This is a genomic window from Nesterenkonia sedimenti (assembly GCF_012641515.1).
GTDB classification, from domain to species: Bacteria; Actinomycetota; Actinomycetes; order Actinomycetales; family Micrococcaceae; genus Nesterenkonia; species Nesterenkonia sedimenti.
In genome coordinates, this window is record NZ_JABAHY010000001.1 from 263,063 (window position 1) to 279,124 (window position 16,062).

Sequence of the window (16,062 nt, forward strand, 5' to 3'; positions counted from 1 at the left end):
GCGGTAGGGTTGAGGCATGGTTTCACCTGCTCAGCGCTACGCAGAGTTCCGCCGCCGCGCTGCGGACGCCAAGACTCAGCTTGGCGCCTTCACCTCCCAACAGTCCTTTGACCTGGACGAATTCCAACTCGAGGCCTGCCGGCACCTGGAGGCAGGCAAGGCAGTCTTGGTCGCCGCACCCACCGGTGCGGGAAAAACCATCGTCGGTGAGTTCGCCGTCCATCTCGCGCTGGCCCAGGGGAAGAAGGCTTTCTACACCACCCCCATCAAGGCGCTGAGCAACCAGAAGTTCCAGGAGCTGCGTGCCGAATACGGTGCAGACCGGGTGGGTTTGCTCACCGGGGACACCAGTATCAACTCAGAGGCCGACGTCGTCGTCATGACCACTGAGGTGCTGCGCAATATGCTCTACCAGGACTCCTCGACCTTGGAGGACCTCGGCTTTGTGGTCATGGATGAGGTGCATTATCTCGCCGACCGGTTCCGCGGAGCGGTCTGGGAGGAAGTCATCATCCACCTGCCCGAATCGGTGCAGCTGGCAGCGCTGTCTGCAACTGTCTCCAATGCTGAGGAATTCGGCGCCTGGCTGGACACTGTCCGCGGCGAGACGGCTGTGGTGGTCTCCGAGCACCGACCGGTGCCGCTGTGGCAGCACATGATGATCGACTACCGGCTGCATGATCTTTTCGTCATCACCGAGGAGAACGACGACGAGAACGAGACCAACCAGCTGGTCAACCCCGAGCTGCAGCGGATAGCTCATCTCTCCCAGGCGCCACCCTCGCGCCGATCCGGCGGACACCGTGGACGCGGACGGGGACGACGCCGGGACTCTGGCCGCTCAAACTACCGAGGTGGTGGGGCAGAGGTCTCCCGTCTCTCAGGATCTCCCAGAGGTGCCCCGCGTCTGAGCCGGCCCCGGATGATCCGGGCTCTGGACCGGGAGGGCCTACTGCCCTGTATCACCTTCATCTTCTCTCGGGCCGGATGCGAGGCCGCAGTCGAACAGTGCCTGCATCACGGGCTGCAGCTGACCGATAAGCAGGAAGCCGCAGAGATCGCCTCCCGCGTTGAGGCCATGGGCTGGGAGCTTCCGGCAGAAGACCTCTCCGTGCTGGGATTCGACAGCTTCCGTGAGGCCCTGATCAACGGGGTTGCCGCCCACCACGCCGGAATGCTGCCGCCGTTCAAGGAACTGGTGGAGAACCTCTACGCCGAGGGGCTGCTGAAGGTGGTCTTCGCCACCGAGACCCTTGCCCTGGGGATCAATATGCCGGCCCGCACCGTGGTGCTGGAGAAGCTGGACAAATTCAACGGCGAATCCCATGAGGACATCACCCCGGGGGAGTACACCCAGCTGACCGGCCGGGCAGGACGGCGTGGCATCGATATCGAAGGCCATGCCGTAGTTGTCTGGCAGCCCGGTATGGACCCCCGCCAGGTGGCAGGGCTGGCCTCAAAACGGACCTACCCCCTGAACTCCAGCTTCAGCCCCAGCTACAACATGGCCGTGAACCTCACTGCCCAGTTCGGACGACGACGGGCCCGGACCATTCTGGAGTCCTCCTTCGCGCAGTTCCAGGCGGATAAGGCCGTGGTGGGACTGGCCCGGGATGTCGCCAAGCGCGAGTCCTCCCTGGCCGGTTACCGGGAGTCCATGGAATGTCATCTGGGGGACTTCTTCGAATACGCCCAACTGCGCCGTGAGCTCAATGACAAGCAGAAGGAATCGGCCAAAGCCCGGAACCGCCAGCGCAAACGGGAGATCATCCGTGTGCTGGCGGCCCTGGAACCCGGTGATGTCATTGAGGTGCCCGGTAAGCGTCGCTTGGGCAATTGCCTGGTGGTTCATTCCGCACCGGAGCATGACCCACGCCCGGGGGTTGTCACTGAGGATGGGAAGCTGCGCAATGTCACCGTCGATGACTTCCCCCAGCCCCCTGAGGTGATCTCCAGTATTCGTCTACCCCGCAAACCGCAGGTCAAAGTGCCTAAAATCCGCCGTGATCTGGCCTCGACCATGCGCAATGCGCTGACCGAACGGACCCCTCCGCGCAAGAGCGCCCCGGCGCCCGGTTTCGGGTTCACAGACCCCGACGCTGAGAACGGCACCACAGTCGCTGAGTTGGAGTCTCAGCTGCGCAAGCACCCCTGCCATTCCTGCTCCGACCGGGAAGACCACGCCCGCTGGGCCGAGCGGTACTGGAAGCTGAAACGGGAGACCGATCAGCTCAAGGCTCGGATCGACCGTCGGACCGGGTCCATCGCCAAACGTTTCGACCGGGTCTGCGGTGTCCTGTTCGAACTCGGTCATCTTCAGGCCGCCGAGAAGGAACAGCTGCCCACCGCTGAGCCGGTGGCCGAAGAGTTCGACGCCGAGGAATTCCTGGTCACCGAACGCGGTCAGCGGCTGCGCAGAATCTACGGGGAACGAGACCTCTTCACCGAGCTGCTCATGGAACGCGGAGTGCTCTCCCAGCTGGGCCCAGAAGAGTTGGCAGCCTTCTCCACACTGCTGGTCTACCAGGCCAAACGTGAGGATGAAGGGGCGATGCCGCAGATGCCGAGCAAGAAACTCTCCCAGGCAGTGCGCACAGCCCTTGAGGTTCACGGTGAACTTGAAGCCCGAGAGAAACGCCACCACCTCGAACCCACCGACACACCCGAGCTGGGCCTGGCTGTGCCCATGTACTATTGGGCCTCCGGGGCGAGCCTGCGGGCCGCATTGGAGGAATCTCCGCTGGCTGCCGGTGACTTCGTCCGGTGGGCCAAACAGTGCATCGACGCCCTGGACCAACTGTCGGCCGTGCCCACGGCCACCGCCAAATTCGCCACCCGGTGTCAAGATGCAGTGGACCTCATCGCCAGGGGAGTGGTCTCCTACTCCTCGGTGGCTTATACCTCAATGGAGGAGGACTTCGAGACAGATGAGTGAACTTCTGCACAACGGGACCGTGCATTCCACGGCCCAACCCTATGCGGAGGCCATGGTCGTCGAAAACGGTCAGATTTCCTGGCTGGGTTCCGATGAGACTGCTGAGCGGATGGACACCGCTGAGCTGACGGTCACCGATCTCGACCGGGGACTGGTGGCCCCAGCATTCGTCGGTCTCGTATCTCTGGAACTGGACTCCACCTCACCGGCGACCGTTGAGCAGACCCTCGACGACGCCGCCCAGACCCACGGCTATGCGGCCCTGCGACTGGTGTTGGGTCTGAATGTGCACCAGCTGCAGAACGATCAGGAAGCCACCGGGCAGAAGCTGCGCGAGGTGCTCACCGCAGCCGCCGAACATCGTATCGAGGTATGGCCGGTAGTTGAACTCTCTGGGGTCACCGCCGATGGAGGAGCCCCCTCAATTCAGCCGGTCAATGAGCTGCTGGACCTCCTGGAGACTGTCGAAATCCCAGGGCGCCAAGTGGCAGTGGCCCTGGACCTCACGGCCGTAGCGGAGAATCTCTTGGGCGTGCGCTCCTGGTGCGCCGAAGCAGGCCGACAGCTTCTGCTGAACACCACAGGGGCAGACCCCGAGGTCGTCGTCGAGGCTGTTGTCACCACCCAGAAGCACCTGCGGGAGCTTAAGCAGACCCCATCGCCGGCAACCCCCACTGTGCTGGTCGGCTTCGACTCCACGGAGCGGTCTCACTGGGAGGAGCTGCTCAACACCGGCGTCCACGTTCTGCTCACTGGCCCCGGTCACCTGGTGACCGCACTGAGTGTGGGAGTTCCGGTCTCAGCCGCACCGGAACAGGGGCAGAATCCCTGGCAGCTGATCAGCGATCATGTCCATCATCCGCAGGCGCCGGTTTCGGTTCGGGCAGGCTTCAACGCCCAGTGCCGCGGCGCCTACCGGTCGCTTCCTGATGCCCCGGCCGGTGCGGGACAGCTCAACCCCGGATCTGAGGCGACATATGTGATCTGGGAGGTCGACTCCCTGGCAGTTCAGACGCCGAATTCCACAGTTTCGGCATGGAGCACCGACACCCGTGCCAGAACTCCGCTGCTGCCGTTCCTCGACGGAGAAACACTTCCGAAACTGGTCAGCACTGTCATCAAGGGAAGGTAAGTTGGATTCCATGAAGACCCTGACCGTCATCCCGACGTATAACGAGATCGACGCTCTGCCTACGACAATCGGCAGGCTGCGGGCGGCTGTTCCTGAGTCCGAGGTTCTGATCGTCGACGACAACAGCCCCGACGGCACAGGGGATCTCGCTGACCAGCTTAGCGCCGAGGACGACTACATCCACGTTCTCCACCGGACTCAGAAGAATGGGCTCGGCGGCGCCTATATCGCTGGATTCAACTGGGGTCTTCAGCGTGATTACGATGCCTTTGTCGAACTGGACGCTGACGGCTCGCATCAGCCTGAGCAGCTGCCCGATCTCCTGGCTGCCATTGACTCAGCCGACCTCGTGATCGGCTCACGGTGGGTCCCTGGGGGATCGGTGGTCAACTGGCCGCTACACCGGGAAATCATCTCCCGGGCCGGCAGCCTCTACTCCCGCACCATGCTGGGCCTGAAGGTCCGGGATATCACCGCTGGCTTCCGGGTCTTCCGCCGCAGCACACTGGAGGACATCGACCTCGACTCCATTGAATCCGTGGGCTACGGCTTCCAGGTGGATATGACCTTCCGTGTGGCACGGCAGGGCAAGACCATCCAGGAAGTTCCGATCACTTTTGTGGAGCGCACTCTGGGTGAGTCCAAGATGAGCGGCGGCATTGTGCTCGAGGCTGTGGCCAATGTGACCAAATGGGGTCTCTCCGCCCGCGCGCAGACGCTGGCGAAGAAGGCCAAGGGACTCTCCTGCTGAGGCGCAAAGAGCGGCGCACCAGAGATGGTACGCCGCTCTCAGCGGGGTCTAGATAGGGGAGAAACCTCCGCTCAGGAGACCTTCTCGCCGCGCTTCTCGCGCAGAATCTTCAGCCGGTCGTTGAGGATCTCCTCGAGCTCCTCCTCAGAACGACGCTCCAGAAGCATGTCCCAGTGAGTACGGGCCGGCTTCTCCGGCTCCTCCTCGGGAGCCTCACCCTCAGCCAGTACGCCAACCTTCCCGGAGGGGGAGGTCCAGGTGGCGGGGACCTCTGCGTCAGCAGCAAAAGTCACGGTGATCTTCTCGCCATCCTCGCAGACGTACTCCACGTCCTGACGGGGAGCCGGCTCCACACCTTGCTCGGTCTCCATGGACTGGGCGCCAAGACGCATTCCGCGCAGGCTACGATCACTCATCGATGCTCCTTAGTACAACAACAGACGGATTACTCTTCAGGGCTTCAACTCACAGCAGCCCCGAGTTATTCCTCAGCGGGGCTACTGCTTGGGCTCGCCCTCGTCGAATTCAGCCGGATCAATATTAGTCTCAGCCTCTGGGGGAGCGGTATCGGCAACGCGCTGCAGCGCGGCAGTGCTGTCTTCCTCCAGGGCCGGGGGAGTCTTCCCACGAGCGCCGGGGGAGTTTGCATTGCCGTGCTCGGCCCGACGAGCCTCTTCCTCGAGCTCCTTGGAGCTGAGGTAATGGGTGTTTTCATCGGTGACCGAAGTCGAACGGGCTGATTCCGCCAGATCGGCGATCGCGCTGGAGATACCCGGCTTGCCCTTCACACCCTGCTCGGCGGCCTCCTGCTCACGGCGTTTCTTCAACCGCTCGGCACGGGCCTCAAGGGCTTTCTCCCGCTCCTCGAAGGACTGTCCCGAGCCGCCGTCGTCGTTTCCGCCGAAGGCACCCGAGAATGACTTCAGAGCCTCACCGAACTCACCGGGGATGACGAACATGGTGTTGGACTCAGACTTCGCCATCTCCGGCAGGGTCTGCAGGTACTGGTAGGACAGCAGCTCCGGGGAGGGCTCAGAGGCGTGGACGGCGTTGAACACAGTCTCGATGGCCTGGGCCTCAGCATTGGCGGCCAGGATCCTCGACTGAGCCTCACCCTCGGCCTGCAGGATCGCTGCCTGCCGCTCACCCTCAGCGTTGAGGATGGCCGACTGCTTATTACCCTCAGCGGTCAGGATGGCTGCACGCCGGTTGCGCTCAGCGCGCATCTGCTGCTCCATGGAGTCCTGGATGCTGTGTGGGGGATCAATAGCCTTCAGCTCAACACGTGCCACCCGGATGCCCCAGCGGCCAGTGACTTTATCGAGTTCACCGCGCAGCATGGAGTTGATCTGGTCACGTGAGGTCAGTGCCTCCTCGAGATTCATACCGCCGACCACGTTACGCAGGGTAGTGGTGGTCAGCTGCTCCACAGCGACAATATAGTTCTGGATCTCATAGGTAGCCGCCTTGGGGTCGGTGATCTGAAAATAGACCACAGTGTCGATGGAGACCACGAGGTTATCCTCGGTGATCACCGGCTGGGGCGGGAAGGAGACCACTTGTTCACGCATATCCAGCATCGGCAGCAGGCGGTCTAAGAAAGGCACCAACAGGGTCAGGCCTGGACCCTGGGTCCGCTGGTACTTTCCGAGGCGCTCAATAATGCCCGCGCGTGCCTGCGGGATGATCCGAACGCTCTGGGCGAGGACCACCACCACGAATAGCACTAGGGCCAGAAGTACAACGATGACGACTACATTCGGCATATCGGCAATCCGTTCTTGTCGTTCGGTTTCTCAGTGTTTCTAAGCTGGACGGGTATGTGGATCATTCCACTCAATACTTGGCGCAGGTTTGAGATAGACCGTTGCACCATCGACGGAATCCACCACCGCGGGGGAGCCTGGCTCAATGGTGAACTCTCCGGCTGCCCGGGCAGTCCAGGTATCACCGTCAACCTCAGCCAGACCCGCAATGGTGGTCACTGTCTCAATGGTTTGGGCCTCCATGCCCTGCATCCGATCCACATTGGTCAACTGATCCTCAGGGCCCTTCTTGAGGTGCTTCAGGGCAACCGGACGGATGGCGCCGAGCATCAGCAGGGCAGTGGCGGAGCCGGTGACAACCTGCAACCACATCTCACCGCCGGCAAGAGCAACAGTCATCGCCGCTAATGCACCCACCGCCAGCATCAGGAACATCAGATCCAAAAGGAAGGTTTCGATGACGGCCAGCACAAAAGCCAGACCCAGCCAGGCAGCCCAGAGGTTTTCGCCGAACCACTCGATCATGGCGACCTCCTGAAGACGTATGTGACCTGCAATAAGTTCTGCCTACCCAGCCTATAGGGAAGGGGCAAGTGGGTCACGCCATGCAGCGCTGCGCGATGGGTCAGAGCCCCAAATCTTCAACCTGACATAATATAGATTATCGGCCTTGTGGTGGATGGTGGACGTGGAGCCATCTAGGGAGCACATCCTGCGCCACAGCGGCCGATAATCTAGAGAGCTATTACCTGGTAGTGGCCGATAATCTGCCTGAGCCGTTTTCACGGTAGCCATTTCCCCGTGCGTGCTTTGCCTGTGATTCTTCGCTGGCGATACTCTCAGGCTTGTGATGCATCGCGCTGTCTCTCTTCTCTGTGACGCTCTGCTGGTTGTTGTGTTCGCCGCTTTGGGTAACCGTGCACATGATTCCGGCTTGGCCCCTCTGGACATTTTTGCCACCGCCTGGCCGTTCCTAGTTGGCCTTCTACTGGGCTGGTTGGTCACTGCATCATGGTCGCGACCGCATCAGATCTGGCCTGCGGGACTACTCATCGTGGTTGTGACGCTTGCGGCGGGCATGGTGCTGCGCTATTTCTTCACCCCGGGCGGAGTTCAGCTGTCCTTTGTACTGGTGGCAACCGCGACCCTGGCCACCTTCCTTCTCGGCAGGCGTCTCATCGGCCTCCTGTTGACCCGAAAGTAACCTGACATAACTTTATCATCTCCGTCTGACCTGGGGAAACTGTCAATTTTTCTTTGACCTTCCCTCCGGTTCACGTCCAGGAGAATCCAAGCTGCGTGTCGTTACCGTAGTGGTGTCCGTACCACTAAAGGAGGACACACATGAAGGCAGTGACATGGCAGGGTCCGCGGAAAGTCTCTGTGGAGACCGTTCCCGACCCCGTGATCGAAAAGCCCAACGACGCCGTCGTCGAAATCACCTCAACCGCGATCTGCGGCTCTGACCTGCACCTCTATGAAGTCCTGGGGCCGTTTATGCGCCCGGGCGATATCGTCGGCCATGAGCCGATGGGCCGAGTTGTGGAAGCCGGCCCAGACACAGATCTCAAAGTCGGCGACCGGGTCGTGGTCCCCTTCCAGATCGCCTGTGGGGACTGCTTCTACTGCAACCAGGGGCTTCAGACCCAATGCGAGACCACCCAGGTCACCGAACAGGGCTCTGGCGCCAAACTCTTCGGCTATTCCGAGGTCTATGGGGCTGTTCCGGGCGGACAGGCTGAATACCTGCGGGTCCCCCACGCCGACTATGGGCCCATCAAAGTCGGTGATGAACTCCCCGACCACCGGTATCTCTTCCTCTCCGATGTACTGCCCACCGCATGGCAGGCAGTGGCCTACGCCCAGCGGAAACAGGGCGATTCCATCGCCGTGATCGGTCTGGGACCCATCGGCCAGTTCGCCGCACGCATCGCTAAACACCAGGGAATGACTGTCTACGCCATTGAGCCCGAAGCAGAGCGCCGCGATATGGCGGCCCGGCACGGGATTCTGGTCTTCGACAACACTGATGACTCAGTGGCAGCCATCAAAGATGCCACCGCAGGCCGCGGTCCCGATGCAGTTATCGATGCCGTCGGCATGGAAGCCCATGGCGATATGCAGTCAGCCGTGGCGAAATTTGCCCAACGCTCAGCACAGTTCCTGCCCGATAAGCTAAGCCAGCCGGTGATGGACAAATTCGGTATGGACCGGTTGGCCGCGCTTTACACCGCAGTGGATCTGGTCCGACGCGGCGGGACCATCAGTCTCTCCGGAGTCTATGGAGGCCAGGCCTCCCCCCTGCCCATGCTGACCCTCTTCGATAAGCAGATTCAGCTGACTATGGGCCAGGCGAATGTGCGCAATTGGGTCGATAAGATCCTGCCCCTGGTCGAGGATCCTGCAGACCCCCTCGGTGTCGATGACTTCGTCACCCACCGGCTGCCCCTGGACGAGGCACCCGGAGCTTACGAAATGTTCCAGAAGAAGGAGGACGGCTGTATCAAGGTCGTCCTGGAGCCGAAATGAGCACGAGCATGACCGAGCAGACCCAGCAAGATCCCCGAGACAAACATAAAAGCGATGAATTCCCCGCCCACGGCGATATCGGCCAGCCAGGACTCAACCGTGAGACAACACCGGATCCCGACCACGGGGAATCCAGCTACCGAGGCAGCGGCAAACTGGAGGGCAACAAAGCCCTGATCACCGGCGGAGACTCCGGTATCGGCCGCGCAGTGGCCATCGCATACGCCCGTGAGGGCGCTGATGTGGCCATTGTGCACCTGCCCGAGGAGCAAGAGGATGCCGAGGCCACCCTGAAATATGTTCAGGAGGCAGGCCAGCGTGGACATGCCTACGCCACCGATCTCCGCGAGACCAATGCCGCCGAAGGTGTCATCGGCAATGCACTCAAAGACCTCGGCGGGATCGACATCCTGGTGCTCAATGCCGCCTACCAGAAAGCCCGCGAAGGTATCGACCAGATCTCCATCGACGAGGTCAAGAAGGTCTTCGACACTAACCTCGTGGCCCATATCGCGGTGGCCCGTGAGGCCGTGCCGCATCTGAAGGCCGGCTCATCGATCATCACCACAACATCGGTCCAAGCGGAGAACCCCGCTCCTCCCCTGTTGGACTACGCGATGACCAAATCCGCCCAGAAGGCTTTCACCGAGGCGCTGGCCCTGGAACTGGGGCCAAAGGGCATCCGGGTCAATGCGGTCGCACCCGGACCGATCTGGACTCCACTGATTCCCGCCACTGGCTTTCCCGAGGACAAAGTCCAGGAGTTCGGCACTGACACTCCCCTGCAGCGGGCAGGTCAGCCGGCAGAACTCGCCGGCGCCTATGTGTACCTAGCCTCTGAGGACGCTTCCTACACATCCGGTGCCATTCTGCCGGTTACCGGTGGCAAACCCTTCTGAGGAGTTGATCAATCATGGCTGAGAACCAGCGATCAAGTGTTAAGGACGAGGAGCTTTACGAAAAGCTCCGTGAAGAACAGGGCTATTCGAAGGAGAAAGCTGCCCGGATCGCCAATTCGGCGAATAACGAGGGCCGTAAGGCCCAGGGCAAAAAGGGTGGCAATCAACCTCAGTATGAGGATTGGACCGGCGATGAGCTCAAGGACCGAGCCAAAGAGCTGGATATCTCCGGCTACTCGGATATGAATAAGGACGAGCTCATCGACCAGCTCCGCAACCACTGAGGGGACGCTAGCTGCACGTCCTCAGTCCCCCAGCGGGGCTGGGTTGAGGTGGGAGACCGTCAGCTGACCTTCACGAGAGTCGAGATAGTACAGCTGGGCAACCACTGGCTGATCGGACTCCAAAACAAGCCCATAGGGCTTATCGAGATAGACCGCCTGCGGCTCGATGAGGTCATTGATCCGCTGATGTTTGACCCGGTTGGCCTCCACCAGTATTTCGTAGGGGCCAACTGGGTCGGCGTCGTCGTAATAGACCATCAGCTGCACACAGGCATCCTTCTGGGAGGTGTTGAGCAGGCACAGGGTGTTCCGTGAGGTGAACTCCGGCTCATGACCGGTGCTCTGACTGGGGGCGAACCCCGCTGAGAAGACCCAGCTGGTCTTTCCCAGAGCGGTATTGTCCTTGAACAGTGCCATCAGCTCTCCTCCTCGCCGAAGAGTTCACGCAGGTAGTCGTTGAGGAAGATTCCCTCGGGATCCATCTGCCGTCGGATCTTCCGGAAGGTCTCCCACTCGGGGTACAGCTCTGCCAGCTCTTTGCCCTCACAGGTGTGTTTCTTGCCCCAATGGGGTCTGCCGTCGAAACTGCGGAAAATCGGCTCGATATCGTCGAAGTACCTCTTGAACGGCAGGGTGTTGTTCTGCAGCAGAGCGATAGTCATAGTCGGTACCCCACCCCGGTAGCCGGCCTCGGCATTGGAAATCAGAGCATGATCGGCAGCGATGGTCCGCACCAGCACTCGCCACCCGACCTCAGAACGGTGTTTGGTCTTCACACGTTCGCGAACCTCCCGGAAGGCAGCCAGCTGATCGTCGAAGCTCAGCATGTACTCCATCTCCTCAAAATGAAGCATGCGGTCATTGGGGATGACCTGGTAGTTCGGCCCGGTCTCGTCCTTCTTGAGGTAGCTGTAGGGCTCCCCTTCAGGCGTGAGGTTGGGTTCCTCACCGGGTTTATTGAGCATCCGCACTTGGGCCAGATCGCTGCGGGGGTACCAGTAGAAGTCCATACTGCGATTGGTATCGACCAGTTCCCGGTAGTTCTCCAACACCCAGTCGATATGGGTGATCCAATTTTGGCGATGCAGCTGATGAGCCTCCTCCACCCGCAGTGTCAGGGAGGTCAGGATGCCCAAGGCACCCAGTGAGACCTGGGCGGCTCGCAGCAGGTCAGAGCCTGCCCCATCGGTGGGCTCATCACCAGCATCGACGCCGAAGGCCACCTCCTCCCCCAGGCCATTGATGAGCTTTCCGCCGATCATGGTCGAGGAGAGGTTACCGAGAGTGATTCCGGAGCCATGGGTGCCGGTGCTGATAGCCCCGGCAATTGCCTGATAGTCCACATCGCCGAGATTCTCCATGGCCACCCCATATTCGGCCAACTGGGCTCCGAGATCACGCAGCCCGGTGCCGGGCAGCACTGTGGCCCGCTGCTTGATGGGATCGGCTGAGACCACGCCGGAAAGTTTCTCCAGGGACACCAGACTCTGGTCAGTATTGAACAGCGGCACCGAGGAATGACCTGAGCCCACTGGACGGACAGCGCCCCGGGATTTCTTACCCCGGGCCTTCTGGACGATATCGGCAACCTGCTCGGAGTTCTTCGGGGTCTCGCGGCTCCGGGGCGTGAAACTGACCGAGCCGGACCAATTGGTGAATCTCTCTGCCACAGCTTCTCCTACAGTTGCGGTGTCAGCGTTTCTCGGTCCTTATCGAAGGCCCTCTGGCGGGCATAGGTGTGGACACTGTGGAGGATCTCACGCTGGGTATCAGCGCTCTCGATAAGGCCATCGAAGACCGACTGCTCCAGGCCCAGGGCATCTGCGTAGTCGGCCATGACCTCCCAGCCCTGACGTTTGGCGGTGATCGCTCCGATCATCAGTTCACATTCCAGTACCAGCGCCGAGGGAGAACGCTTCAGCGGTGGTCGGGCATAGGGTTTCAGCCGTGCGACCTTCTCCCCCATCCAGAGAGCCGGTGCGGTGACCCCCGGACGCGGGAATCCCTGACGTTTCATCAGTTCGGCCAGCCAGGCGTGTTCGGCACTGATGCTCTCCGAAACCTGAGCCAGCTCTGGGAAGACCGGGGTGTCAATAAAGGCTTCTGCCATGGCGATAATCCGAGCCACTCCGGCAGTGGCACCGGAGAGATGGTCGGCCATATAGTTGCGCAGCAGCGCGGCATCGACATCTTCGGGAAGACTGTGGTCCTCGGGTGGAAGGGGATGTCGGTCATAGGGAGCTTTTCCACGGACTCGCATGGGTATGGAGGAGCGTCCGGAGCCCTCAGCCATACCGTCGATCAGCTCGGCCAATGCCTCGGCCCCAGTGCTGGTCGGCTCCCAAGCAAGTTCGGTCCGCGCCCGGGTGGTGTCCATGATCGGAACATGTTTGGCCATCGCCAGCCATCCCTCGTCCATCGGCAGAAGATGAGCACGGTTAGCGGCTTTGACCAGGGGTTTCAGCGGCGAGAATGGGATCGGCAGGCTGGCTCGGCCGTGCTGGCGACCGGCGACGACGGCGGCGATCTTCTCGCCGGTCAACACGTCATCGGCGGCTATGTTGAATCCGCCCCGGGCTCCCCGCAGGATTGCCTCGGCATAGGCATTGGCCACATCGCGTGCATGGACTGCCTGAGCGCGGATTCCCTGCGGCATCGGCAGCATAGGGGGCCTGAATTTCTGCAGCAGTTGCACGGGTGCCAACTGGCCCGCGAAATAGCGTTGGATCTCTGATCCTGCCCCGCTCTGGAAGATCAGCCCGGGGCGAATCCTGGCCAGTGCGATCTCAGGGTGCAGGGCCTCGAACTCATTCGTCACCCGTTCCTGGGCCGCTTTGTCCTCGCTGTAGTGGGAGTCCGCAATGCCCTCAGTGCCCCAGCTCTCGTCTCGGGGTTCATCATCAGAGACAGCCGAGTAGGCGCCCACAGAGGAGGCCACCGCGATCCTCTTGACGCCAGCTGCTGCTGCCGCCTGTAGGACATGGTCTGTCCCGTTGACATTGACTCGGCGCAGCAGCTCGCGTTTGCTGTTGGGCTGAATCAACCAGGCCAGGTGGATAACGGCATCGGCTCCGGTGAAAAGCTCTGTCAGCCGCTGAACCGACTCCGGGAATTGAACATCAGCAGTGTTCCACTCCGCCTGGTTATAAGGGGCGGCCTCCGCCTCCGGCAGTCGGCGGGCGATCCCCAGCACTGAACTGATCTCAGCGCGTGAGGCCAGTTCCTCCAGCACTGCGGTTCCGGTATTTCCTGTTGCTCCGACTATGACAACTCGCATGCTGCACCACTACTCCCACTTACCCAGACTTTCGTTGTACGAGATTCCTATCAGTCCTTGTCAGGGCATCATGCTTAGCTGAATTCTGGCCGAATGGGAGCTGGATCCTTCGCCAGTCTGCCGGTGGGAAGAGTTCAGAGTGCCTCAGCGGCCCGGCGGCGAATTTCGGCGCGCAACGATTCAGGCCGCAGCAGTTCGATATCGCCACCAGCCCGCAGGCAGACTTCAACCACTGCCTGTTGACTGCTGAAGTGGGTTTGAATAGTGCGGGCACCGGTGTCTGGATCGGTGGTGGACTTCTCCGGGCGGTACAGCTCCGCCTCAGCGGCCGCACTGGGTGAGAACCGCAGAACCACCTCGATTGAATCCTCGGTTCGTGGCACTTCGGGGGTGTGATTGCCGTGCTGCCTACTCAGCTCCGCGGCCTGCTCGCTCTGATGCTGCTGAGTGAGCGAGGTCAGCCCGCCGATGCGGTCCAGCCGGAAGTACCTCTCCCCCACTGCCCGGTGACACCATGCCCGCAGATAGCTGAAGGGCCCATGGAAGACCAGGTGGACGGGGTCGACGACGCGTTGCGATTCAGTCCCTGCGGCATCGGCATAGTTCAACTCCACCGCGTATCGACCTTCAATAGCGCCCTGCAACTGATCGGCCACCGCACGCTGATCGGCGGGCCTCGTGATGACCAGGGACGCGGCTGCCTCGGCGATACTGGCAGGCGCGATCTCCAGAACTTTATGGCGCAGACTCTCGGCGGCTTCCCGAAGATGATCCTCGGCAGCAAGCTCATACTCGATCAGTGCCTGCAGGGTGATCAGAAGACTCAGCGCACCGGGCTTGGTCAGCGAGACCGGTCGCTGAAGGCTCGTTTGGGCGCGGTCATCGCCCATCCAGAGGGTGATCGGCTCGTCGGTGGGCAGATACTGCTGTTCAAACTCCTGGCTGGTCAGCGGCGGGGCCGGCTGAACATCAACCGAGGGCCCCAGACCGAAGCCAGCGGTGGAGAGCTGGTGAATGCTCAGCAGGTCACGGTGAAGCTGGTCGGCACTGATGCCGTACTGAGCCATGAGGCGGCTCGGTTCCACACCTTCGGGCCGAGCCAGCAGCAGCGAGATCATATTGATCACCCGCTCGGTGCGGGCGGCTTGATTATCCAGGCGACTGTTCTGAGGCGTGGCTGTGACCAATTTGCCGTGTTCTGTGGGCTGGCCGGTATGGGCCCGCAGCGCACCCTCTGCCACCGCCTGCTCCCGATAGTGAGCATCCAGTGAGTTCAGCTGTGCCTCGGCGTCGAAATCGGCATACATCTGCCCCGACGAGATGGCCTCAACAACCTCGGCTTCCTCGGGATTCAGCCGGCGGGCAGCGATCTTCTCCGGGGAGTATCTGATCCGGTCCAGGCGGAAGATTCGCTGGCCCGCGGCGTCAAGATCATGGGCGAAGAGATACCAGTGCTGACGGATTCCCATCCCCAAGGGGACGACCCGACGACGACGGGGTTGGGAACGCCCACGACTGGTGTACTCAAAGCTGACCGGGCGGCCCATCCCGAGACTGCTGAGACTGATCAGCCGTTGAACCTCAGTATCGGTGCCGATAGCCGAATGCAGCGTCGCTCCAGTGAGCGAGCCACCAGTCCCCTGCCCTGCGTCCTGCGCAGAATCAGAGGCTGCCAGCGCCCAGAGAGCGTGGCCCAGACCGCCGAGACTCCGATCGCTGGAGAAGAGCTCCGCCCGCTGCAGGGCCAGCTGCTCAGCCGGGGTCAGCTCCAGGGGCGCAAGCCCGTAGTTCTGCGGGGAGATTCGGTACCGAATCTCCTCACCCTCGCCGGTCTCCTCCACGGGAATGCCGATATCGATGAGCATCCGCTTATCGCGGGTGAAACTCTTATCCCGGGCCTCCTTCTTCCGCTCCAAGGCGGCCCCGCTGAGCTGTTCGAGCTCGCGCTGTAGGGTCACATACTGCTCAACTCGATTGAACAGCTGTTTCCGGGTCAGCCCGCGAGGCCACTGGTGAAGCAGGGTCTGTGCCAGGGAGAGGGAGCGGACTACACCCTCATCGGCGGTGACGTCCTGGTCCATGGCTCCTAGTTCTTGATGACCTTGACGAGGTCGACCACGAAGATCAGGGTCTCATTGGGACCGATGGCGGCACCGGCACCCCGCTCCCCATAGGCCAGATGCGGCGGGATCTCGAAGCGCCGGCGGGCGCCTTCCTTCATCCCGATCAGACCCTGGTCCCAGCCTTGGATGACCTGGCCGATACCGGCGGTGAAGTCCAGTGTCTGGCCACGGTTCCAGGAAGCGTCGAACTCCTCACCTGTGGACCAGGAGACGCCGACATAGTGGCAGGAGATCTGATCGCCGGGTGCCACCTCAGGGCCGGAACCGGGGATCAGTTCCTCAATGACCAGCTCCTCCGGTGGGGTCTCACCGGGGAAGTCGATCTCTGGGCGGTTGCGGTCGTAGCTGCGCTGTCCGAATGACATG

The 16,062-nt window shown here is 61.5% G+C and carries 15 protein-coding genes; 7 read left to right on the forward strand and 8 right to left on the reverse strand.

What is annotated here, in order from left to right:
- The first annotated feature begins 16 nt into the window (after positions 1–16).
- The 3 genes from HGQ17_RS01315 to HGQ17_RS01325 are packed head-to-tail and all read left to right on the forward strand — an operon-like array spanning position 17 to position 4,818.
- Entirely contained in the window at positions 17–2,935 is a 2,919-nt protein-coding gene (locus HGQ17_RS01315; protein WP_168886154.1) for a DEAD/DEAH box helicase, read from the forward strand.
- Positions 2,928–4,067 (forward strand): amidohydrolase family protein, encoded by a 1,140-nt coding sequence (locus HGQ17_RS01320; protein ID WP_168886155.1) that lies wholly within the window; start codon positions 2,928–2,930, stop codon positions 4,065–4,067. The genes HGQ17_RS01315 and HGQ17_RS01320 overlap by 8 nt, the downstream gene beginning before the upstream one ends.
- Before the next feature lie 10 nt (positions 4,068–4,077).
- Positions 4,078–4,818: a polyprenol monophosphomannose synthase gene (locus HGQ17_RS01325; protein ID WP_168886156.1), complete on the forward strand. Its 741-nt coding sequence runs from the start codon at positions 4,078–4,080 to the stop codon at positions 4,816–4,818.
- A 71-nt stretch (positions 4,819–4,889) separates the two neighbouring features.
- Here HGQ17_RS01325 and HGQ17_RS01330 read toward each other — a convergent pair whose 3' ends face one another.
- The 3 genes from HGQ17_RS01330 to HGQ17_RS01340 all read right to left on the reverse strand — a co-directional run bounded on the left by HGQ17_RS01330 (position 4,890) and on the right by HGQ17_RS01340 (position 7,109).
- On the reverse strand, positions 4,890–5,234 hold the full coding sequence (locus HGQ17_RS01330) for an RNA polymerase-binding protein RbpA (RefSeq protein WP_168886157.1): 345 nt from the start codon (positions 5,232–5,234) through the stop codon (positions 4,890–4,892).
- 81 nt (positions 5,235–5,315) lie between these two features.
- Complete coding sequence (locus tag HGQ17_RS01335; RefSeq protein WP_168886158.1) at positions 5,316–6,584, reverse strand: SPFH domain-containing protein; 1,269 nt, start codon at positions 6,582–6,584, stop codon at positions 5,316–5,318.
- Between the two features lie 39 nt (positions 6,585–6,623).
- A complete protein-coding gene (locus tag HGQ17_RS01340; protein WP_168886159.1) occupies positions 6,624–7,109 on the reverse strand; it encodes an NfeD family protein in 486 nt (161 codons plus the stop codon).
- Positions 7,110–7,434: 325 nt separating this feature from the next.
- Between HGQ17_RS01340 and HGQ17_RS01345 the strand changes: the two genes are divergently transcribed.
- The 4 genes from HGQ17_RS01345 (at position 7,435) to HGQ17_RS01360 (ending at position 10,296) form a co-directional block, all read left to right on the forward strand.
- Entirely contained in the window at positions 7,435–7,788 is a 354-nt protein-coding gene (locus tag HGQ17_RS01345; RefSeq protein ID WP_211090360.1) for a DUF3054 domain-containing protein, read from the forward strand.
- Between the two features lie 140 nt (positions 7,789–7,928).
- Entirely contained in the window at positions 7,929–9,113 is a 1,185-nt protein-coding gene (locus HGQ17_RS01350) for an alcohol dehydrogenase catalytic domain-containing protein (RefSeq protein ID WP_168886161.1), read from the forward strand.
- 8 nt (positions 9,114–9,121) lie between these two features.
- On the forward strand, positions 9,122–10,012 hold the full coding sequence (locus HGQ17_RS01355; protein ID WP_168886162.1) for an SDR family oxidoreductase: 891 nt from the start codon (positions 9,122–9,124) through the stop codon (positions 10,010–10,012).
- A gap of 14 nt (positions 10,013–10,026) precedes the next feature.
- Entirely contained in the window at positions 10,027–10,296 is a 270-nt protein-coding gene (locus tag HGQ17_RS01360) for a DUF7218 family protein (RefSeq protein ID WP_168886163.1), read from the forward strand.
- 21 nt (positions 10,297–10,317) lie between these two features.
- Here the strand turns inward: HGQ17_RS01360 and HGQ17_RS01365 are convergent, their stop codons facing one another.
- From HGQ17_RS01365 to HGQ17_RS01385, 5 genes are all read right to left on the reverse strand, one after another.
- Entirely contained in the window at positions 10,318–10,713 is a 396-nt protein-coding gene (locus HGQ17_RS01365) for a sensory rhodopsin transducer (RefSeq protein WP_168886164.1), read from the reverse strand.
- Entirely contained in the window at positions 10,713–11,966 is a 1,254-nt protein-coding gene (locus HGQ17_RS15640) for a D-arabinono-1,4-lactone oxidase (RefSeq protein WP_168886165.1), read from the reverse strand. Before HGQ17_RS15640 ends, HGQ17_RS01365 begins: the two co-directional genes overlap by 1 nt.
- An 8-nt stretch (positions 11,967–11,974) precedes the next feature.
- Positions 11,975–13,573, reverse strand: a complete 1,599-nt coding sequence (locus HGQ17_RS01375) for an NAD-dependent epimerase/dehydratase family protein (RefSeq protein ID WP_168886166.1) — start codon at positions 13,571–13,573, stop codon at positions 11,975–11,977.
- A gap of 134 nt (positions 13,574–13,707) precedes the next feature.
- Positions 13,708–15,654, reverse strand: a complete 1,947-nt coding sequence (locus tag HGQ17_RS01380; protein ID WP_168886167.1) for a helix-turn-helix transcriptional regulator — start codon at positions 15,652–15,654, stop codon at positions 13,708–13,710.
- A gap of 5 nt (positions 15,655–15,659) precedes the next feature.
- On the reverse strand, positions 15,660–16,061 hold the full coding sequence (locus HGQ17_RS01385) for an FKBP-type peptidyl-prolyl cis-trans isomerase (protein ID WP_168886168.1): 402 nt from the start codon (positions 16,059–16,061) through the stop codon (positions 15,660–15,662).
- Position 16,062: the final 1 nt, after the last annotated feature.

What these genes read in the sequence shown, in the direction of transcription:
- HGQ17_RS01315 (WP_168886154.1), top strand. Translation starts at nt 17, where the DNA reads ATGGTTTCACCTGCTCAGCGCTACGCAGAGTTCCGCCGCCGCGCTGCG.
- HGQ17_RS01320 (WP_168886155.1), top strand. Translation starts at nt 2,928, where the DNA reads ATGAGTGAACTTCTGCACAACGGGACCGTGCATTCCACGGCCCAACCC.
- HGQ17_RS01325 (WP_168886156.1), top strand. Translation starts at nt 4,078, where the DNA reads ATGAAGACCCTGACCGTCATCCCGACGTATAACGAGATCGACGCTCTG.
- HGQ17_RS01330 (WP_168886157.1), bottom strand. Translation starts at nt 5,234, where the DNA reads ATGAGTGATCGTAGCCTGCGCGGAATGCGTCTTGGCGCCCAGTCCATG.
- HGQ17_RS01335 (WP_168886158.1), bottom strand. Translation starts at nt 6,584, where the DNA reads ATGCCGAATGTAGTCGTCATCGTTGTACTTCTGGCCCTAGTGCTATTC.
- HGQ17_RS01340 (WP_168886159.1), bottom strand. Translation starts at nt 7,109, where the DNA reads ATGATCGAGTGGTTCGGCGAAAACCTCTGGGCTGCCTGGCTGGGTCTG.
- HGQ17_RS01345 (WP_211090360.1), top strand. Translation starts at nt 7,435, where the DNA reads ATGCATCGCGCTGTCTCTCTTCTCTGTGACGCTCTGCTGGTTGTTGTG.
- HGQ17_RS01350 (WP_168886161.1), top strand. Translation starts at nt 7,929, where the DNA reads ATGAAGGCAGTGACATGGCAGGGTCCGCGGAAAGTCTCTGTGGAGACC.
- HGQ17_RS01355 (WP_168886162.1), top strand. Translation starts at nt 9,122, where the DNA reads ATGACCGAGCAGACCCAGCAAGATCCCCGAGACAAACATAAAAGCGAT.
- HGQ17_RS01360 (WP_168886163.1), top strand. Translation starts at nt 10,027, where the DNA reads ATGGCTGAGAACCAGCGATCAAGTGTTAAGGACGAGGAGCTTTACGAA.
- HGQ17_RS01365 (WP_168886164.1), bottom strand. Translation starts at nt 10,713, where the DNA reads ATGGCACTGTTCAAGGACAATACCGCTCTGGGAAAGACCAGCTGGGTC.
- HGQ17_RS01375 (WP_168886166.1), bottom strand. Translation starts at nt 13,573, where the DNA reads ATGCGAGTTGTCATAGTCGGAGCAACAGGAAATACCGGAACCGCAGTG.
- HGQ17_RS01380 (WP_168886167.1), bottom strand. Translation starts at nt 15,654, where the DNA reads ATGGACCAGGACGTCACCGCCGATGAGGGTGTAGTCCGCTCCCTCTCC.
- HGQ17_RS01385 (WP_168886168.1), bottom strand. Translation starts at nt 16,061, where the DNA reads ATGTCATTCGGACAGCGCAGCTACGACCGCAACCGCCCAGAGATCGAC.